The organism is Marinimicrobium sp. ARAG 43.8 (assembly GCF_050113635.1).
In the GTDB taxonomy this organism is placed as follows: Bacteria; Pseudomonadota; Gammaproteobacteria; order Pseudomonadales; family Cellvibrionaceae; genus Marinimicrobium.
On record NZ_JBNJLT010000001.1, the window covers coordinates 867,809 to 888,723 of the forward strand.

The window sequence follows — 20,915 nt, forward strand, 5'->3', positions numbered from 1 at the left end:
TCTCGGTGCCTTTGGGCAAAAGGCTGTGGCACTTTCGGAGTTCTCCTCAATACTGCTCTTCCGGCTGGTGATAACCCGGGTTTTTGAGTCATTATGATCTATCATGATGGTCCATCATCCGTTAGTGCCTTCCACCGGCTCAGTCTCGTCCGTGTCGAAGGCACATCCATAGCCACCGGCCCCAGCTCACCTCTGACAATAATCATTGATACGTTGTCTGGTGCGCCCTCATCGAGAACCGCGTTCAACAGCACCTGAGAACAACGCTCGGGATCCCTATGTCTCAGAGTTTGTTCTATCTGCGAATCAGAAATTACACCGTGGAGACCGTCACTACACAGTAAAAACAGGTCTCCAACTTGTACATCAAATACACGCAGATCCAGTTTTATGGAGGCCTCGACACCCACAGCCCGCGTAATAACATTGCTGCACTCATGGCTCCGAGCCTGACCCCGATGAATCAACCCCTGGCGAACCATGTCTTCCACCTGGCTGTGGTCTGTTGTCAGCAGTTCCAGCCGCTGTTGGCGATAGCGGTAAAGGCGGGAGTCTCCCGCCCATAACCCGACCCCCAGTCGCCCTCGAATGATCAAATCTACCAACGTACTGCCCATAGTAGCGCCACCTAGCACTTCACGAGCATAATGTTGCAGTTCAGCGTTAATGGCCTGTAAACAATCGTCCACGCAGTCCACCGCCTCTGCCAGACTTTCGGGAACTGTAAGCGATTTCAACGCCTCGATAATTTTTCCACTGGCCACATCGCCTACCTGATGGCCACCCATACCATCGGCCACCGCCCAATGATCGGCTGTTGACAACAGCGCGTCCTCATTAACTTTGCGCACGCACCCGGTGTGAGTCATCGCTGCACAACGCCAGTGAATAGGTCGCCTGCAGGTAGCGTCCACTGAGACCGCCTCTTCTGTGGGCATCATTGTGACGGCTCCATCGTCAGCGTTCGGCAGGGACGATGCCACTCTCCAGCCCGCCACTGCCCGGTATACATCGACACCACACTCGCCACGGAGGGCAATCCACTCGACGTCAAGACGCAGGACTCTACCCGGTCCGATCCTCGAGTTGTCCATAAGCTGTAGCTCGGTGCTGTTAAGCGCAACGCTTCATCCAGCATATAGGGGTATACCGAAGCCACTGGAGACTTTTCATCGATCAAGGGCAGTATTTGTTGGGTAGCGCTCGACTCATTGCCCGGCTGATAGGCGGAAGACACATTGGGACTTATTTCAGACATTTGTCCGGCCATTGCGTCCAGCCTGAGCTGGCCCTCCAGCGCGGACAGTGCCAGCGACTCCACCGATTCAAACCAAGCATTATTGTTCGCCAACGCTGCCGTCGCTGGCAGGCGCGACTGAGCTGCACACAACACCGTAAAAGGAAAATAACGTCCCACTCTATCCACACTGGGCAGTGATATCCCGAACCATAAATGGCTATCAATCACCCCGGGGGACAAGGCAAAGCGCCACACCGGGCTAGTTAGATAAACATCCAGCCAATGATCCCCCAGCTGTTCCCGCATAGTCCCCATCACTCCCTGCAACCAACCATCCCAGACATTGATACACTGGGTGGACAAGTCCCGGTGAATAAAGTCGCCGTGCGCCGGTAACTTTCCAAAAATTCCAGTTCTGAAAAGCAATGGCATCACAGCACCTCCGGACAGCTATATTGACGCAGAGGATTATGCGTTAACAGGTTGTCGACACTGCGCGCACGCACTTCGTATACCATTGTGTCTTGGTCGCCAGCGACACCGTCGCCCGCGGAGAACGTCACCTGGAATACATCAGCCTGTGGTGTTCTCTCAACACGGGCTTCATCCAGTGCTCGCAACCACGCCCAGGGTCCCTGATAGACCTGGTCACGCACTCCACCATTGACGCCCTCAAAAATCATTCGAAGACGACTCTCCGCTTGGTCACCAGACCATTCCACAGATCGCCAGAATTTGGGGCCGTGATTATAGCTGAGCTCCTCACCATCAAGGTTCAGCGAAAATCGGGCGTTGTCCTTGCTCAACGCCTGCGGCCTGAACTCCAGCTTCAAGTGCGGCGACGAAGTCCCTTCGGGAAACATCACGCGTGTAACCTCCAGTCCTTGGCGAATATGGTTAAGTGCCGAACCGGACAAACCCAGCCCGTAGCCATCAACCGTCCGGTTTGACCATTGCCCCCTTGTGTGAACGAACGGCTCGATATACTCCTGGAAAAACTGCTGATGCATTCCGTCAGGTTTAAAAAATTCACTGAAATCATACACCGACATTTCCGCATCCACCCCGGAGACCAGCGGGTAGCGACCCGAAGCCATACGCTGGTATGGCTGGTAAACCTGAGCTCGCCACTCCTGCACGACATGAACCCGTGCTGCCAACAAAACCCCCTTCCAGGTTTCGCGGGAAAGACCGGTCAGCCATTGTTCCAGCGGTTGGGGGAGACGGCGGCCATAGCTAAGCACGTTGGTAATAGGGCTACCCGCCCCCGAGGAAAAACGCTCTCTGGCGATTTCGAAAGACCGACGATTCGGGTCGGGGGCCATTTGAATTTCCTGCACGAAGTCATTGAGCTCGCGCACTTCATCTAGCACAGTGTGAATCGGAGCCGGGCCACCACTGTCACCCATCAGCCTGTGCAGCTCTTGGAAGTGCTTATCAACCACCGTGCTATCTATTTGCGACGCAATCAAATCGGTGGCAACGTCCGTGCGCCGGCTGCGCCCAGCGTTTGCAACGGCTTCTTTCACCTTTGAGTCAGTCAGACGTGTTTGCCGCGCCGCCACTTCCAGCACGCTGTATAACGGTGAATACAGTGGGTCTGACGCCTGGGCGAGCACAGCACTACCCTGCCCCAGGCTACTGAACGATATGACCGTAAGCGCATCAATTGCACGGCTCCAGGCTCGGATATAGTCGCTCATGTACAGCGCCTTCACCTGATCGCTTAAATCATTGAGATCCTCATCGGTCGCCGATGCCGCCGAACGATTCAAACGCGCAAAAATCCAACGGTCATTAACCAACTCACGGAGCACAGGAGAGCGCGGCGACAGATTAATCGCATCGTAACCTTCACGAGTAAACATCCATGGTATTTGGCTGGCAGCGCGCGCATCATCGCCCAGATCAAACACCGTACTGAGACGGTCTCCGTATTGCGAACGCAAATCCACCAACCGACGATAGTTCGGTTCAGCCTGAATACGACTATACACCCGCCTAGCAACAGGAACTTGCACCAGTCGCTGGGCCACCTGGCGAGCCAGAGACTCATCCAGTGGCTGCGCCTCCAGACCGTCCAGCCTCAACAAGTTCGAAAGATGGCTGTACAGCTGCGTCCGCTGTTCCCCGCTCAATGAACTGTTACTCCAGTACTCGCGAAACCAGCTCAACACTTGCCCGGAATCCATACGGTCGACGTCCGAGAACATTTGATAGACTCGGAATTGCGTATACAGAGGCAGGTCACTATTCGTATTCCGCAACATCGACTCAAGCTCCTCAATCAACGCCCGACTGAATGGCCCTTTCAAGTAATTTTGATAAGCTCGGCCGGCACGACGATTGATGCGTCCATCGTACAATCCCACACTGCGCAACAGGGGATGTTTATCATGATCATAAGTTGCACCGGCATGGGCAAGCGTCGTCAACAACGGCAAGGTCGCCTCAGCGCTGACCGGCGCCTCCGCCATATCGAGCTGTTCGAACTGATCCAGTTTCGCGTCCACATTCTGCAATTGTGACGCATGACGACCAACGCTTCCCGTCCAGACTGTTACCAAGCCCAGAGCTACCACAGTCATTGCTCCATAAGCACAACGGCGGCCCCAGCGACGCCAACACTCAAATTTCGGATTAACTCCAACCAATTCAGATTCAGGGAAGATCACATCCCTGAATAGCCGTCCAAGGAAGAAGCTCTTGCCCCGCCCGTACCCTGGGCCTGCCGCATCACCACTGAAACCAAACTGCAAGGAGACGGCGGTCATGAGCCGGTCAATTGGTGTGCCATCCTGCGTACCACTGGAGTAGTAAGCACCCCGTAAATACGGCTGCTGTCGATAACGGTTAGGGGCGAACGCCTGTTGAACAAACGACAGCACGAGAGCATTAACTTGCTCCATCTGTTGCGGAAACTGTTCGATCGCAGAGCGACGGGACACATCTCTCTCCTGGTGCATTCGCCAAAGAACACGATCGTAGAGCCGCTCATCCAGACGTTTCAGTTCCTCGGCAATCCGCTCAATATCTGGAGCAACGTCTTCCCCTGTAGGGGCAGGGAGCGATACGCCCCATACCTGATCGCGCTCTTCTTTACCTAAATCTTCAAAGAAACCGTCGAATCCTGCAATCAGATCCGCCTTGGTCAACAAAAGGTAAACCGGAAAGCGCACTTCCAGTCGCGTCATCAGTTCGTCAATACGGCTTCGGATAGTACGAGCCTGTACAGCCCGTTCCTCTTCGCTTTGAGTCAATAGGTCTTGAACACTAACGGAAACAATAACGCCATTGATAGGTCGACGTCGCCTATGTTTTTTTAGCAGGTTTAGAAAGCCTTCCCACGCCGAACTGTCCACCACCCGATGACTGTCGTGAGTGGTATACCGACCGGCGGTATCCACCAGAACGGCATCATTAGTAAACCACCAATCACAATGCCGTGTGCCGCCAACACCCTGTAGTGCCCCTTTGCCAAAGGTCTCGGCCAACGGAAATTCCAGGCCCGAGTTGATCAGTGCGGTTGTTTTCCCCGCGCCGGGCGGCCCCACTATGATATACCAGGGCAGCTCGTACAACGCTCGATTTTTATTCGCTCGACCGCGGAAACGACGTTGACGCAAGGTATTAAGAGCCTCTGCGAACCGCTGCTGAATATGCGCTACTTCTTCACTGGCTTGCGTACTGGTGTAACTCTCGGACGAGGGATGACTCTCCTGGATATCATTGACCAAAGATTGGTTCTGCTGACGGTCTCGCCATTGCAGGCGCAAGTTATTCAATCCCCATAGTACCAACAGCAAACCGATCGCCAGAAACCGGGCGGTCGTGCTACCAAGCGGCGCCACATTGCCACGTCCAAATTTTATGTAAGGCCCACTGAACCAGATAAGGAGGGAGAGAATAATCAGCCCCAGCAGGGAGATCGTCACCGGGTGCGTAAAGAAGGCTTTCAGTTTTCTCATGGTCCGATTTATATCCCTATTAGTGTATTACTGCGTATCCCGTGACGCTTCCAGAATGGAATGATTGACGCTATCGAGCTGCTCAAGTACGTGACTGGAACTGGTGTATAACCAGTAGCGAAAGCCCGAGAAAGTAATCACCATCAACAATGCTGCCGCTGCCGCCCACATCCAAAGCGGAATCGCTTGATTCAGAGTTGCCCCGGTGTGCCCCAGCCCCTCCCAGGCTGGAGAAAGGGAGCGCTCGTGCTCGCCGCGGTAGCGACGAATAGTGCGGTATAGATCATCCCGTATCTGTTCCAGACGGTCACGCCCTCTATCTGCCAACCGGTATCGCCCTTCGAACCCCAGGCTCACGCACAGATACATGAGTTCCAACATATCCAGGTGGCGGGAGGGCTCCTGATTCATTCGATCGAGAATCTGAAAGAATTTCTCTCCACCAGAGGTCTCATTATGAAAAGCACTCAGAAGCGTACGCTGAGCCCAAGGGCTCTCGCTGCCCCAGGGCGTGTTGAGAACGGCCTCATCCAGTACCGAGCACAGCACATAGCGTGCCGCCAATACAATTTCCGGCGTCATCCCCCGCTCTCGCGCTGCGCTCTCAAACGCTCGAATTTCCTGAGTAATTTGACGGTACAAACCCGCGACATCCGAGTGTCGGGTGGAATGACGGACACTGGTGCATACGGCCAGCAATGTCTCCGCAGCGCTGGTCAACGGGTTCAAGCCCCGTCCAGCTACCAACGCCACCGGCATCGTTGGACATCGGCGCGGTCGTTCCGACTCCAGAGGCGTACGCCGTTGAACTGACCCCGCTCGCACAGGTTCTGGTACGGGCTCTTTTGCGCGCGTGCGATCACCACCCGGCCGAGGTTGACGAAATACAGTTTTATCCGGCGTATCCATCGATGCATCTCCTGTCCATCAGGTTGTCCGGGCTTACTGACGAATGGCCCAGAACTCCATTTCCAGCCCTGGGAAATCCCCACCAACGTGCAGTGCAAACCCGCCGGAAGCCGACATTTCTTTCCAGTACTCATTGCGCTGCTCAAGTTCAAAGTACACATAACCCGAGCGGTAAGGGATCTGACGAGGCGCCACAGGTAATGCCTTGATCTCGATACCCGGCATTGCGGCGTTGACCAACTGACGAATTCGTTCCACGGGGCCGATTTTTATCTGAGCTGGCAATCGTGACCGCAATGTTTCCTCAGCAATATCGGCTCGCACAGCTAACACAAACGAGGCCGTTGCAAACAAAGAGCGATCGACAACTTTGGCAACACGGATGCCGTATTTTTTCTCTTCCAGCACTAAACCTATTGCCGTTTGTTCGTAAACCATTGAAAGATAAGTACGCAGAGTGCTGATTAGTGAAGAAAAGGTACTCAACATCTGGTCGTGCCGATACTCGGGGAATACCGGTGGTCGCTTACCTTTGGAAACAAACGTTGACAATTCACCTGCCATCATCAGCAGGCATTGATACAGTGATAGCGGGTGCAAATGACGAAGCTCGGAGAGATGATGGACCAATGGCTCAAACCGGTTAATCATCTGCAACATCATATAATCGGCGATTTCCGCTGTACCACCCCGACGCGCATCGGCCAGCCTTCCCGCGATCGCCTCACCGCGATGATGCAGCAGACCCGACAGCTCCGGAAGAAACCCTGCCAACTTTGGTGCTGCGGTACAGCTCAGGCACGTCGGTAGAAACTGATCATCCAATAGAACGTTATGATCGTCACGTGTCTCCGCAATCCGTATAACCCCAATGCAGGCGTAACCACTCAGATCATCGGTTTCCAGCATCACTCGCAATCGTAATTTCCCGATGTCGACCGGTCGAGTGTCACCTCCTTCCGCGGTAACATCTCGCGCACTTACTTCCGTTAAGTAGTATCTGGCGAGCGCCTGCGTTTCATTCCCATGAGAGACATCCACGGCGCCAGGTCGGCGCACTGGAACCGCCAGATAGGCAACGGTGTTGTGGACCCCCTCCGGCAACTCCAAAATCGGCGGCGCATCATCTACATCAGGAAAATTGAAAGGGGTGCCATCCGGAAATACACCCTGCCCTTGCAGCAAAGATAACTTACCAAGACTTAACAGCTGTTGATCCAACTCGAGCGCTTGCAACCCCCAGGCGTGAGGGCCGAGGGCACTGCATTTGGCGTCGATGTAGCGCTCGACGTAGCGATCGTACTGCTGGAAGTGCTGGGGGTTTAAGAACATTCCCTCAGACCAGATAACCTTGCTGCTCAACGACATGGATCAGTCATCCCTGTTTATTTAATTCACGATTAATTGATTACTGAAATCTGGCTCTCGGATATTTGCAACTCAATACGGTCCCGAAAGACATTACGTGCGGTAATCGGCACCACCACTTTGTAGACAGCACGCTCGTACTGGTAGAACTCAGCCACCAGCCCTAGGTAGCGGGTGTTACTATCAAGCACCAGTTGATGGCGCTGAACGTCCCCAGGTAAAACACGTGGCAATTGGCGTCTCTGCACTAAAGTATTTCCCAGAGCAGTGCTCTCGCGGTTATATAAATCAATGAAGTCCGCCTGCTCAAACGCCTGGTCCACACTGAGTTCGTAGAGACGGAGAAACACCGGGGACGCCACACCTTGATGATCCGGGTTGATGGTTTCATCCGCCCGGATGGTGAGCGTCACGTTGGTTTTCAGCTTAAGTACGCCACCGACACGGCTTTCTTCCGTGGCACATCCAGAAAGCCACAGCATAATCAGAGACAGTACGAGCAAGCGCGCCAACCACAAAAATCCATACATAGAGTTATATCCTTGGCATCGGTATTGTTTCGGTCAAGAGGGTCGCAACGCCGATAATCGGCGCAGCTGATCTTGATACGCCTGAACAAATTCATCACCGAATACCTGCTGGAAAGAGCGCTCCATATTATCCGTAAGCCCCTGATAGTAATCACAGTATTGCTGCCATAGTCGCGCTCGCTGTATAGGCCCTATCGTGCTGGGCTTCCGCTGTTGCTCAAACAGAGACTGTAATCGCTTCGGATCGAAGTCGCGCAGCATATGCTCGAACGCGCTGCGCATTCCGGCAATCATCGCCAACTGGTGCTCCGCAACCTCCTGGAAACCTTCCCGCACGGCGGCCAAAGGCTCTTTATATGCCTGGCTACGACGCAATAATATGTTCTCTAAGGCCTCATCCACGTCCGCCGAAAACTTCAATGGGTTGTTCTCCACTGGCTGCATCGTGGTGACGTTCATACGAAATTCGTTTTTTATGCTGGCGCGGGAGCGCAGTACTTTCATCAGTCCATCAACCACTTCCCGAAGCATGGCGCCCAACAATGGCTCTAACCCCTGCCGGGTTTCTGCATCCAAGCTATCCGCATCCACGCCGAGAGCGTCGTACAACGCGTTGCAGGATCTGTCCGGGGTATTCTGCTTTTCTGAGGCCGGTCTGGATTTGGCCATGTCACTATCTCGAACAACCGGCTCACCAGGTTTCGGCACGGCCGCCGCTCCGGACGATATGGGTTCAGATGGGCTGTCCGCCGCGGACAGTTCACCCACAGAAGCCTGCTGTCTTTTCTCGGATAACGTCTCCACATCAGAGACGAAAGGTTCGTCCAACCAATCGTCCGGAATCAAGCTCTCTGGAACGGACTCAGGCCACTGTATAGCCGCCTGAGCTGGATTCTCCAACTCCTCACCGGCCGAGGGCACCAACGACGGTGCGCTGCATACAGCTGGATCACCGTAGGGCATCAGATCGTCGAACAGCTCTCGGTCATCGAGAGCTCCAGTTGTCGGAGGCTCCGAGGGGGCGGCACCGCCTAGAGCGCGTAAAGGATCGAGGGGCACATCGGAGGCCACCGGCTCAGGGGGATAAACATCAACGCCAAATGGCTGAGCCATTTCATCCCGATCGGGAGATGACAGGCCTGGTTCAGGCTTGTCACCTGAGAGCCCTTCCACATCAGAGAAGGGGGACTCCATTCCTGAACTGTCCGGCATCTCGACCACAAAACAATAGTCACCCACTTCAATGACATCGCCTGGCTTAACGGGAACACCAATCCCCTTACCGATAGGCTCAGCAGAGTGATTGACAAATGTACCGTTAGTACTGAGATCAACCAATTGGTACTGCCCCGCCCGGAAGACAAACTCACAATGTCGTCCGGACAGAATTCTCTCCGAGTCTGGTAACACCAGGGTATTGTCGGATGCACGACCCAGGGTGCCGCCCTGTTCGCTCAGAGTTTGCAAGGTTTTCGGGGAATGGGTGCCATCCGGGGCTTTGGTCATCCTGAGGTGCAGAGTCATCCTGATCCTATCTAAATATGTCCGTTTCAACAACGTCCGTTTTATCGAGCAACCGCACCCTATACAGAAAACATGCGGCCCATGCTGTGCGCTTATTTACTAGTGTGCCATACTTTAAGCAGCGGCGAAATTGTACATCAGTCTATTGAAAAAATAGAGAGCAAAAAGCTGCGCCGGTTCACACTTCTTATCTATGAATTAAAAAACTGTTTGGATTTTTTCAAAGAAACGTTTAGTTTTGTCCATGCCTTGTGATAAGTTTCAAGTCAATAAACGGCACTGAAAGGGAAACTTCATGTTTGATAACGCGAGGGGAATCGCCATTATATTCATCGCAGCTTCGCACGTCGGAATTTTTTCAAGAGCCACAATTGTTGCTAGAGCCATAGCACCGCCCAGGCTGGATGCCAGAGAAAGCAAGGCATAAATCAAGGAAGAAAGAGTATGGCTTCACCCTCCATTATCGATATAGAATCGTTACTTTTGCCCATATCGGACGAACGTCCGAGCGGTGACGACCCTCGCGCCAATACGTCCGTGCAATCCATTTATCAGACCCTCAAACGCGAACGTTCCAGTGCCCGTGCGGCAGAGCGAAAGAGCGTACACGATAACGACTCACACGACGCCAACAACCACTGGCGCGAAGTACTTGAACTGGCGCCTCGCCTACTAAAGGAAGAAGCTAAAGATCTTGAGGTCGCCAGTTGGTACACCGAAGCACTGGTGCGAAAACACGGTTTCGGAGGATTGCGCGATGCATTCTCTCTAACCCTCGGGTTAATCGATCAGTACTGGGAGAACCTCTACCCTATGCCCGACGAAGACGGGCTGGAGACACGAGTCTCTCCAATATCGGGATTGAACGGCGAAGGCGCAGAGGGCGTACTGATTGCCCCAATTCGTAAGGTCCCACTTACAGAAGGACAACATCCCGCCCCTTTTAGCTATTGGCAGTACCAACAAGCCCTGGATATCCAGAAACTCGCCGATGAAGAAGCGCGCCAGGCCAAAGAAGACAAACTCGGCTATGGTCTGAACGACATCGAGAAGGCTGTACGCGAATCCGAGGACGCCTTTTTCGTCAATCAACGCGACGACCTCGACCAGGCGCTGACTCATCTGCGGGCATTTGGTCAACTCCTGGATAATCATTGTGGATTAGAGCATTCGCCACCGACACGCAACATCATCGAAATTCTCGAGGAATGCCGTGGAGCTATAAATCACCTAGGGCGCGACAAATTGGCGGCTACAGGTGACACCCAGAATGTGGGCGAGCCGGAACTCGATAGCGAAAGCACCACAGGTGAAACTTTATCCCCACACCCCAAATGCTCGCTTGACCGAAATGAAGCGTTTCGGCAGCTAAGAGAAATTTCGGAATTTTTCCGAAACACTGAACCGCACTCTCCGGTTTCGTATCTGCTTGAAAAATCCGTCAAGTGGGGAAATATGCGACTCGACGAACTGATGCAGGAGCTTATTCCGGACTCTTCTTCTCGCGCACACTACAGCGAGCTGACGGGAGTGGAAATCGCGGAAGATTGATTTCCGCACGGAAGCGCCATATGGGCGCGCCAACGATAGTAATCACCAGACAGAGGATTAGGGATTATGTCCGAAAGTATCCACGATAAACTCAAGCGCGTGCGCAAGCCACGCGTTCACATCACTTACGACGTTGAAACCAATGGCGCTATTGCCGAGAAGGAGCTGCCCTTTGTCATGGGTGTGATGGGCGACTATTCCGGCGACAACACCCAAGGAAAAAAATCGTTGAAAGATCGAAAGTTTTCCCAAATCGACAGAGACAACTTCAATGATCTGATGGGAAAGATCAATCCGAAGCTTAACTTTCCGGTCGCCAACACGCTGGGAGCCGATGGCAGTGAAATGAAAGTGGACCTCGATTTTAACCGAATGGAGGATTTCGAACCACATCGTATCGTTCAACAAGTTGAGCCGCTACGAAAGCTGATGGACACTCGCAACAAGCTGCGCGACTTACTCACCAAAGCTGATCGTTCCGAGGACCTGGAAAACATTCTGGAAAACGTACTAAGTGACACCGAAGCGCTGGCAGCACTTTCCGGCGAGCTAGGTCTTAGTGAAGAGCAAAAGGAGGGCGACAAAGATGGCGACTAACGAAGAACAAGTACTTGATCAGGTGGAAGCGGAAGCCCAGGAAATCAGTTTTCTTGAGCAAGCCATATCGGCCACCCAGCAGACCCCTGCTGACGAAACTCAGGACTTACTGAAGACACTGACAAAAGAAGCCATGAGTGGTACAGTCAAATGGGACAAGAACCTGACTGTAACCATCAATAGAGCTATCACCGCTGTTGACCAGTTAATGTCCCTTCAGCTTTCCGAAATTATGCATAACGAAAAGTTTCAGAAGCTGGAAGGTTCATGGCGTGGCCTGAATCACCTGGTGATGAATTCTGAAACCGGCTCTCAGCTCAAAATTCGCATGCTCAACCTTAGCAAGAAGGAGCTGACCAAGGACTTGGAGAAAGCAGTAGAGTTCGATCAAAGTCAGATCTTCAAGAAAATCTATGAAAGCGAGTTCGGCACAGCTGGCGGACAACCTTATACTGCTTTGGTCGGTGACTACGAATTTTCGTCTCACCCGGACGATATCTCACTGTTGAGTCAGATGTCTAATGTCGCGGCTGCTGGCTTCTGCCCCTTTCTGTCCGCTGCATCACCGGAAATGTTTGGTTTTGGCGATTTTACCGAACTATCCAAGCCACGTGACTTGGAGAAAATCTTTGACTCTGCCGAGTACACTCAGTGGCGGAGTTTCCGTGAAAGCGACGACTCCCGATTTGTTACACTAACCATGCCACGTGTACTGGCCCGACTGCCCTACGGCGGTGCCACCAAACCGGTTGAAGCTTTCAACTTCGAAGAAGTAAGCCTCGACCAAGACGGCAAGCATCTGGCCACCGAGCACAATGATTACTGCTGGATGAACGCGGCCTATGCCTTGGGTACAGTACTGACTCAGTCATTTGCAGAGTACGGCTGGTGTACCAGTATTCGCGGGGCAGAAGGTGGAGGCCGTGTAGATGGTCTACCCAGCCACGCGTTTGTCAGCGACGATGGTGATATGGATCAGAAATGCCCAACTGAAATCGGCATTACTGACCGACGGGAGGCGGAACTGAGCAAGCTGGGCTTTCTGCCCTTGTGTCACTATAAGAATACCGATTACGCCGTCTTCTTCGGAGCGCAAACTGCACAGAAACCACAAAAGTTTGACGACCCGGAAGCGACAGCCAACGCAGCGATCTCCGCGCGCCTCCCTTATATCATGGCCACATCTCGTATCGCACATTTCCTGAAAGTAATGGCGCGCGACAAGGTAGGCTCCTTCATGGAAGCCTCCGAAGCCGAAGAGTGGCTGAACCGCTGGATTGGCAACTACGTCAATGGTAGTCCTGGCGCCAGTGCTGAGATGAAAGCTCGTTATCCGCTGGCGGAAGCGCATGTTGAAGTGAAAGAAGTCCCCGGTCAACCCGGTGTATTCAATGCTGTCGCTTGGATGCGACCCTGGTTGCAGATGGAAGAGCTGACGGCCTCCCTGCGCTTAGTGGCCAACATCCCCAAAGCTGGCTAGCTGCCATTCCGATTCTCCCGTCGGCCACCTATTGGTATTGACGGGAGAAGTCGGCAACTTTTCTGCTCTGAGTCAATATGTCAAGTAAAATCATCGAAGCTCGCATGGACGACCAGCCCATTGCGGAGCTCATCAGCCCGGAGGCACTTAGCCCCCACTGTCCGCCCCTGAATAGCCTGGATGATTTTCTGTGCGAGGAAAACCCATGTCGGGCATTGAGTTACTTTCTGGCTACGTTTGCACCCAAGGGCCATAGAAATACCGAGCACGACGTAAAAGCAGCGGTTCATCTTACCATTGCACGTATTGACCGGCTGATTAGCCAACAGATAAACGCCATTATTCATCAATCTCGTTTTCAGGCTCTGGAATCAGCCTGGCGAGGGCTAAGGTACCTGGTAACGCATGCGGAAGGCGCACGAAACATCAAGATTAAAATTCTGGATATCGCCTGGCCGGAAATAGGCCGCGATATCGATAAAGCCATGGATTTTGATCAAAGCCAGCTGTTTCAAAAAATTTATAGCAATGAGTATGGCCATCCCGGAGGCGAACCATTCGGTGTCCTGATCGGTGACTACCGCATTCGACATCGCTCTTCAAAGTCCTATCCACATGATGATATTGCGACGTTGGAGGGGCTTGCACAAATTGCTTCCGCCGCCTTCGCTCCTTTTATAGCCGGTGCTGCACCGGAAATGTTTGGTGTGAATCACTACGCGCAGTTGGGACAACCTTTACAGCTAGAACGTATTTTTGCGCAGAAAGAATACCTCCGGTGGCGCAACCTGCGCGAGCGTTCCGATTCACGGTTTATTGGATTAACCCTGCCCGCCATACTCATGCGCCGCCCTTATCGCACCAGCATGGGAAGCTACAAGGGAGTTCCTTTTCGCGAACAAACGGAAGACAAACACGGCCGCGGATACCTCTGGGGCAATGCCGCCTACGCATTTGGTGGTGTACTCATTCGGGAGTTTACCAACGTCGGCTGGTTTGGCCATATCCGCGGCGTTCCCCGTGATCAGATCGGCGGTGGTTTAGTCACCACACTTCCAGTCGATCATTTTTCGGACGATCGTCACAATCTTGCGCCAAAACCCATCGCCGATGTCATAGTTACCGATCGACGGGAGCGCGAACTAAGCGACCTGGGATTTATTCCGCTGTGCCAGTGCTACCAAACACCTTTTGCCGCGTTCTATAGCAACGCGTCCATCCAGCGCCCCAAAAACAATACAAACGGTGAAGTGAATGCCCGCCTCTCTGCCATGCTTCAGAATGTCTTGTGCGCCTCTCGCGTCGCTCACTACATCAAAGTCATGATTCGGGACAAAATCGGCGCTTTCATCAGCGCCGAGGAGTGCGAGAGCTACTTGCGCCAGTGGCTGTTCCGGTACACCACTGGCCGCGAAGATCTCGAATGGGAAGAGCAGGCTCGCTATCCGCTCAGGAAAGCGGCCGTTACGGTTAATGAACACCCTGAGCGCCCCGGGCAGTACGTCTGCGTTATTCACCTTGTTCCTCATTATCAGGTAAATCAAATGGTATCCGAGCTGGAACTGGTCACAGAGCTTGTGCAAACCGGTTAGTCATACTATGAACCACATCCATAAAACCAAACAGCTCCGTCCCTCAATCCTGGATCGACTGATTGATCACGAACCGGACCAGACACATGAAGCAGAACCTTCTCGCCACCAGTATTTGGCCGGGTTGCGCCAAAGTGTTCGACGCGATCTTGAAAGCCTTTTGAATAACCGGTATCGGGTGATATCACCCCCGGATGAAGCCACTGAGCTTCAGCATTCCCTGCTCAACTACGGACTGCCTGACCTGGCAACGGTCAACATTTCGGACCCGGCTAAAAAACAGCGGTTTGTGCGCCATCTGGAACGCCTATTACGCGACTACGAACCCCGTTTTAAAAGTGTCAAAGTGACCCATCTTGACAACCGTGACGCGACAGACAGAACCCTTCGGTTTCGCATCGATGCAGTTTTATGGGCAGACCCGGCACCACAAACTGTGGTGTTCGACTCGATTCTGGAACCGGTATCCCGCAGCGTGAACGTAAAGGAGTCACCCCATGGCTGATGAGTTACTACCTTACTACGAAAAGGAACTGGCTTACCTGCGTCAGATGGGCGCGGAATTTGCCAGCGAAAACCCCAAAATCGCCAGCCGGCTGGGAATCTCCTCGGAAACTATCGAAGACCCTCATGTTTCCCGTTTGGTGGAAAGTGTCGCTTATCTGAACGCGCGCATTCAACATCGACTCGATGATGATTTTCCCGAGTTCAGTGACGCCATGCTTAGCACGCTGTTTCCTCACTACCAGCGGCCTCTGCCTTCAATGTCAATCGTTCAGTTTGATCCCGATCCCGAACAGGTCGATGCCAGCCATCACATCCCGGCTGCAACATTACTCGACACACGTACATTCAAAGGAACCCGTTGCCGTTTCACTACTTGCTATGACGTCGATATGGTACCTGCAAAACTGACGGATGCGCAGTTTATGGGTCGCCCTTTCGCAACACCGGGATCTGATCAGTTGCAGGGCGCCGCCAGCGTTATACGCCTGCGACTGGAACCCTTCTTCGAAAACGGCGATCTGTCCGCGGGCCTACCAGAAAAACTGCGCTTTTATCTGAAAGGGCAAAGCCAGCACATTCACCCTTTGTACGAACTATTGGTTAATCATTGCGAGAATGTTATCGTCAGCGACGGACATAGTTCCCCCCTGTTCCTCGGCTCAGACGCCATTGAGGCCGTGGGCTTCAAAGAGCACGAAGGATTGCTCCCCTACCCGGATAACGCATTTCTGGGGTATCGACTGCTGACCGAGTATTTCGCCTTCCCCGAAAAATTTCTTTTTATCGATATTGGCCCTCTGCCCACCAGTCGTCTAAAGGTACCAGTTCAATCATTGGAACTATACATTTATCTGCGCGACGCCGATGTCGAACTCGAGCACCACATTAACACTGAGCATTTTGCTCTGGGGTGTACACCTGTAGTTAATTTGTTCCCGCAGCAAACGGACCCAATCGACCTTGATCATCGCCAGTATGAATACCAGGTGTTGCCCGATGTCCGCCGTCCCGAGGGCTACGAGGTATACTCCATCGATCAAGTGACTGCTGTTGACGCCTACGGGAAAGCCGCTGAGTACCGGCCCTTCTACGGACTCAATCATGATCGGAACTATCATCAGGATCAAACTTTCTGGTTTTCCCAGCGACGTCATGCCAAACTAAAACCCACCCAACGCGATGCCGCAACGGACGTTTTTCTTAGCCTGGTTGATCTGGATTTTTCTCCCAGTAAGGCAACTGAAAAAACCTTGATGATACACACTACATGCAGCAATCGGGATCAACCCGCACGCCTGCCATTCACCAGTCAGGAACCACAACTGCAGTGCGTCGACAGCAGCCCTCCCAGTAGGCAAATTCGCTGCCTGACCCAGCCGACCGACGTTTTACGCCCACCCATGGGCAATGCGGCTCGTTGGCGGCTGCTTTCCCACCTGTACCTGAACCAGAGGGGATTGACCGACATCAATGCTCGCGACTCTCTGCAAGAGATGCTCCGCCTGTACGACTTCCGACAAACATCGGCGCATCGCTCATTGATAGAGGCCATAACCCAGGTTCACGTTCGCCCGGTTAACGCTCCCCTGCAAATCGGCGGACGGCTGACCTTGTGTCGCGGTATCGAAGTGCGTATAGAAGTAGATGACCGGCTGCTATCCGGTATAAGCCTTTGCCTGTTCTCACAGGTTCTCGAACATTTTTTTGCGCTGTATTGCTCTATCAACGCATTCAGCCAAGTCATCGTGACTCGCAAAGGGCACGACGGCATTTATCGCAGCGGCCCGATACGAGCGGGAGGGCGCGCGTGCCTGTAATTCATCACCTGCAAAAGAAACCGGAATCTTTCACTTGGTTGCAAACACTGAGATTACTCGAGTTCCGGCACAGCGAAACAGACCTCCCGTCATCGATACGGTCACCGGGCCGCCAGTGGGCACCCGGCGCGGATTTTCGTCCACCACAGCAAGAAGCGGTACGCTTGAAAGGACAGCACACGCTGGCCTTTCCCCACAGTGAGATCTCACACCTGAAAACCGGCAACCAACGCTGGGAGGTGCAAAGCGGTATGTTTGGGTTGACGGGCGCACTCGGTCCTCTGCCCTTTCACTACACAGAGCAGCTCATTGACCGGCAAAAATCGCGCGACCCGGCGCTGCAACAGTTCCTGGACTTGTTCCACCACCGCAGTAACAGCTTGCTGTGGCGCGCCGCCAACAAGTACCGCCTGCCTTTGGAGTACGAACGCGCACGCCGCCATTGGGGGGACGCACACACAATGGATCGGCCAACCGAGTGGTTACTGTCGCTCATCGGCCTGTCACCACGTCTAGTCAAGGATGCAGGCTCTGTGCCCAACGAAGCACTGCTTTACTACGGAGGCCTTATTAGTCAGCAGGTTAAAACCGCCGCGAACCTGAAACAATTGATACGCAGCTATTTTAAAGTTCCTACACAGGTCGAGGAATTTTCTGGAACCTGGTGTGATGTCCTGCCGGCTATGCTTTGCCAATTGCCATCGATAACCCAACCAGACGGCAGAAACAACCAGTTAGGCGTGTCCACGCTACTCGGCCAAAAGTCCTGGCTGGCCCAGAATAAAGTCAGCCTTCATATTGGGCCGCTTAACCGTGAACAGTACCAACGCTTTTCGCCTGGCACGTCTACGTTGCAAGCACTTGACGAACTCAACCGCTTGTACCTCGGCCCTGAACATCAGTTCGACATCAAATTGCATGTAGACACCGACGCCATGCCAAAGCAACTTTGCCTCGGTAGCACGCAGCCGGCTCAGCTGGGGTGGAACAGCCGCTTACCCGCCAGTATCTATCGACCGGCAGACGCCAATACCACCCTGATGGTGCCCGTATCAACCATACGGCAAGACGAACGGAGCCCTTCTTCCCACAACCACGGACCCAGTCGCCCTGCGGCTTGATCAAGGAGCACTACATGATAACGCTGGACCTGAAAGCATTGGTCAGAAAACTGAACGATACCACCCGCAATGCACTGGAAAGTGCCGCCGGCTTGTGCCTGACTCGCGGACATTACAATGTGGAAGTCGAGCACTGGTGGGTAAAACTTCTGGAAGTGGATCAAACGGATGCCCGAGCACTACTGGAGCGTTTCGAGTTATCACCGGATGTACTCATTAACGCTTTCAACCGAGAGGTCGAGCGCTTTAAAACCGGAAGCACCCGTCCACCGGCTTTGGCTCCCAACGTTCTGGAGCTGGCCAAACACGCCTGGATACTCGCTTCCGTGGAATATGGACACACGAGAGTGACCAGCGCCCATTTGTTGGCGGCCTTACTCCTAGACGATAATTTACGTCGTTCGGCCGTCGCATCTTGCCAAACTCTGGAAAATATCGCGCCCGAGTCAGTACGGGAGCTAGTCAGCTCCGTGGTCGGCAGCACAGCAGAATCACAAGCGCCGAACACCACCGAAGATAGCGCCGTTGAAGCCGTGGGGCCAGTCGGGAGGGCCAGTAAAACGCCCTGCCTGGACAAATACACGGTCAACCTAACCAAAGCCGCGAAGGAAGGCCAAATCGACCCCGTGTGGGGGAGGGATCAGGAAGTTCGCCAGATTATCGATATTCTGATTCGCCGCCGCCAAAACAACCCTATTCTGACCGGCGAAGCCGGGGTTGGTAAAACCGCTGTTGTCGAGGGCTTCGCGCTACGCATTGCCAAAGGCGATGTTCCAGATCCTCTCAAGCCGGTGGAGCTTCGCGGTCTGGATCTAGGCTTGCTTCAGGCCGGAGCCAGCGTCAAGGGCGAGTTTGAGAATCGCCTGAAATCCGTCATCGCCGAAGTCAAAGCTTCTCCGCAACCTATCATCTTATTCATCGACGAGGCCCACACCATGATCGGCGCAGGAGGAAAAGAGGGCCAGGGCGATGCGGCCAATCTGCTCAAGCCGGCGCTGGCTCGCGGCGAACTGCGAACCATCGCGGCGACCACCTGGTCCGAGTACAAAAAATATTTCGAGCGCGATCCCGCACTGACTCGACGCTTCCAGGTGGTTAAAGTCGAAGAGCCTGAAGAGGCCCGTGCCATCGATATGATGCGGGCAATTTCCAGCATGCTGCAAGCGCACCATAAAGTGCGCATCATGGATGAAGCCATTGTTGAATCGGTTCGCCTGTCCAGCCGCTATATGCCGGGACGGCAGCTTCCGGACAAATCCGTCAGCCTGCTCGACACAGCCTGCGCCCGGGTAGCACTCAGCCAGAGCGCCACTCCCGCTACCATTGAAGACACCGAGCGCACACTCGACCAAATCGCCGCTACTCTGGCGTCATTAAACCGGGAAAATGCCGCTCTGGGAAATTGTAAAGACCGCCTGACTACGCTCCATGAACGACAGAGTACACTGTCGGAGCAGCTTGATCAGCAGCGGCAACAGTGGCACGCCGAACTGGAAATAGTCGATGCCATTCATCAGGTGCAACAACGAATCGAACAGCAACACAACGCGGCTAATGATACCTCTGCCATCGACCAGTCTGAAGAAGACCGAAGTGCCCTTCGGGATTTACTCAAAAAGCTTGGCGATGTGCAGGGCGAGGCGCCGATGATCAATGCGTATGTTGATGGTCAGGCCATTGCCGAGGTCGTTGCGAACTGGACCGGCGTTCCGCTCGGTAAAATGCTGGCCGATGAAGTCCAATCCGTACTGAGTCTGCGCGATACGCTCAGCAAGCGCGTGATCGGACAGACCCACGCACTCGATGCCATTGCGCAAAGCATGCGCACCGCACGCGCCGGGCTGACTGACCCACGCAAACCCATTGGTGTGTTCTTTATGGTCGGCCCCAGTGGCGTCGGAAAAACCGAAACTGCATTGGCGTTAGCCGATACCCTCTACGGCGGCGAGCAGAATTTGACGGTTATCAATATGTCGGAGTTCAAAGAGGAGCACAAAGTCTCAATGCTGCTCGGCTCGCCACCCGGCTATGTCGGCTACGGCGAAGGCGGTGTACTGACCGAAGCCATCCGTCGAAAACCCTACAGTGTCATTCTTTTGGATGAGATGGAAAAGGCTCACCCAGGTGTACAGGATGTGTTCTACAACCTGTTCGACAAAGGCACCATAAAAGATGGCGAAGGCCGCGATATCGACTTCCGAAATACCATCATCATTATGACCTCCAATGCCGGCGAAGAACACATTCGTGCTCTCTGCCAGACGAGTGACGAAGTCATCGAACCGGAAGTATTACTGGACAACTTCCGGCCCCAATTGCTGCGTTATTTCAAGCCGGCCTTTTTGGGTCGCACCACTATCATCCCCTATTATCCTCTCGGAGATGAAGAGTTAATGCAAATTGGCGTTATTAACATGGAAAAAATTCGACGTCGAGTGGCTTCTCATTACCAGGCAGGGTTCAGCTACGATGATAATGTATTGCTGCACATCGTCGCACGCAGTCAGGAGGTAGATACCGGGGCACGCAACATCGAGAACATCCTCACTCGAACGTTATTGCCACAACTGGCTTCCGAATGCCTGTCGCAAACGCTATCCGACAATCGTTTGGAGCATGTTCAGGTATCGGTGGACGAACAGGGGCAGTTTGCCTGCCACCTAAGAAGCGCTCCCCCTCAATGACGAGAAGTAAACGCACCCGTTGCGTCG

15 protein-coding genes are annotated in these 20,915 nt (G+C 53.6%); 8 read left to right on the plus strand and 7 right to left on the minus strand.

Annotated elements, in window-relative coordinates; all coding sequences use genetic code 11:
* Window positions 1–101 precede the first annotated feature (101 nt).
* The 7 genes from ACQCLF_RS03665 to tagH all read right to left on the minus strand — a co-directional run bounded on the left by ACQCLF_RS03665 (window position 102) and on the right by tagH (window position 9,521).
* On the minus strand, window positions 102–941 hold the full coding sequence (locus ACQCLF_RS03665; RefSeq protein WP_426984928.1) for a PP2C family protein-serine/threonine phosphatase: 840 nt from the start codon (window positions 939–941) through the stop codon (window positions 102–104).
* The gene (tagF, locus tag ACQCLF_RS03670) at window positions 938–1,672 is read right to left on the minus strand and encodes a type VI secretion system-associated protein TagF (RefSeq protein ID WP_426985230.1); all 735 of its coding nucleotides are present in this window, start codon (window positions 1,670–1,672) and stop codon (window positions 938–940) included. The genes ACQCLF_RS03665 and tagF overlap by 4 nt, the downstream gene beginning before the upstream one ends.
* Window positions 1,672–5,208 carry a type VI secretion system membrane subunit TssM gene (tssM, locus tag ACQCLF_RS03675; protein WP_426984929.1) on the minus strand — a complete coding sequence of 1,179 codons (3,537 nt, stop codon included), beginning with the start codon at window positions 5,206–5,208 and terminating at the stop codon, window positions 1,672–1,674. The genes tagF and tssM overlap by 1 nt, the downstream gene beginning before the upstream one ends.
* A gap of 27 nt (window positions 5,209–5,235) precedes the next feature.
* On the minus strand, window positions 5,236–5,937 hold the full coding sequence (gene icmH, locus ACQCLF_RS03680) for a type IVB secretion system protein IcmH/DotU (RefSeq protein ID WP_426984930.1): 702 nt from the start codon (window positions 5,935–5,937) through the stop codon (window positions 5,236–5,238).
* A gap of 213 nt (window positions 5,938–6,150) precedes the next feature.
* The gene (tssK, locus tag ACQCLF_RS03685) at window positions 6,151–7,485 is read right to left on the minus strand and encodes a type VI secretion system baseplate subunit TssK (protein WP_426984931.1); all 1,335 of its coding nucleotides are present in this window, start codon (window positions 7,483–7,485) and stop codon (window positions 6,151–6,153) included.
* Window positions 7,486–7,517: 32 nt separating this feature from the next.
* Entirely contained in the window at window positions 7,518–8,015 is a 498-nt protein-coding gene (gene tssJ / locus ACQCLF_RS03690) for a type VI secretion system lipoprotein TssJ (protein ID WP_426984932.1), read from the minus strand.
* Window positions 8,016–8,048: 33 nt separating this feature from the next.
* Window positions 8,049–9,521, minus strand: a complete 1,473-nt coding sequence (gene tagH, locus ACQCLF_RS03695; RefSeq protein ID WP_426984933.1) for a type VI secretion system-associated FHA domain protein TagH — start codon at window positions 9,519–9,521, stop codon at window positions 8,049–8,051.
* A gap of 462 nt (window positions 9,522–9,983) precedes the next feature.
* Between tagH and tssA the strand changes: the two genes are divergently transcribed.
* From tssA to tssH, 8 genes are all read left to right on the plus strand, one after another.
* On the plus strand, window positions 9,984–11,090 hold the full coding sequence (gene tssA / locus ACQCLF_RS03700; RefSeq protein ID WP_426984934.1) for a type VI secretion system protein TssA: 1,107 nt from the start codon (window positions 9,984–9,986) through the stop codon (window positions 11,088–11,090).
* Window positions 11,091–11,156: 66 nt separating this feature from the next.
* Window positions 11,157–11,687 (plus strand): type VI secretion system contractile sheath small subunit, encoded by a 531-nt coding sequence (tssB, locus tag ACQCLF_RS03705; protein WP_426984935.1) that lies wholly within the window; start codon window positions 11,157–11,159, stop codon window positions 11,685–11,687.
* Window positions 11,677–13,167 carry a type VI secretion system contractile sheath large subunit gene (gene tssC, locus ACQCLF_RS03710; protein WP_426984936.1) on the plus strand — a complete coding sequence of 497 codons (1,491 nt, stop codon included), beginning with the start codon at window positions 11,677–11,679 and terminating at the stop codon, window positions 13,165–13,167. The genes tssB and tssC (ACQCLF_RS03710) overlap by 11 nt, the downstream gene beginning before the upstream one ends.
* Before the next feature lie 77 nt (window positions 13,168–13,244).
* A complete protein-coding gene (tssC, locus tag ACQCLF_RS03715; RefSeq protein ID WP_426984937.1) occupies window positions 13,245–14,759 on the plus strand; it encodes a type VI secretion system contractile sheath large subunit in 1,515 nt (504 codons plus the stop codon).
* Between the two features lie 7 nt (window positions 14,760–14,766).
* The gene (gene tssE / locus ACQCLF_RS03720; protein WP_426984938.1) at window positions 14,767–15,264 is read left to right on the plus strand and encodes a type VI secretion system baseplate subunit TssE; all 498 of its coding nucleotides are present in this window, start codon (window positions 14,767–14,769) and stop codon (window positions 15,262–15,264) included.
* Window positions 15,257–17,083, plus strand: coding sequence for a type VI secretion system baseplate subunit TssF (tssF, locus tag ACQCLF_RS03725; RefSeq protein WP_426984939.1), 1,827 nt, complete (start codon window positions 15,257–15,259; stop codon window positions 17,081–17,083). The genes tssE and tssF overlap by 8 nt, the downstream gene beginning before the upstream one ends.
* Entirely contained in the window at window positions 17,074–18,204 is a 1,131-nt protein-coding gene (tssG, locus tag ACQCLF_RS03730) for a type VI secretion system baseplate subunit TssG (protein ID WP_426984940.1), read from the plus strand. The genes tssF and tssG overlap by 10 nt, the downstream gene beginning before the upstream one ends.
* 14 nt (window positions 18,205–18,218) lie before the next feature.
* Window positions 18,219–20,888, plus strand: a complete 2,670-nt coding sequence (gene tssH / locus ACQCLF_RS03735) for a type VI secretion system ATPase TssH (protein ID WP_426984941.1) — start codon at window positions 18,219–18,221, stop codon at window positions 20,886–20,888.
* The last annotated feature ends 27 nt before the right edge of the window (window positions 20,889–20,915 follow it).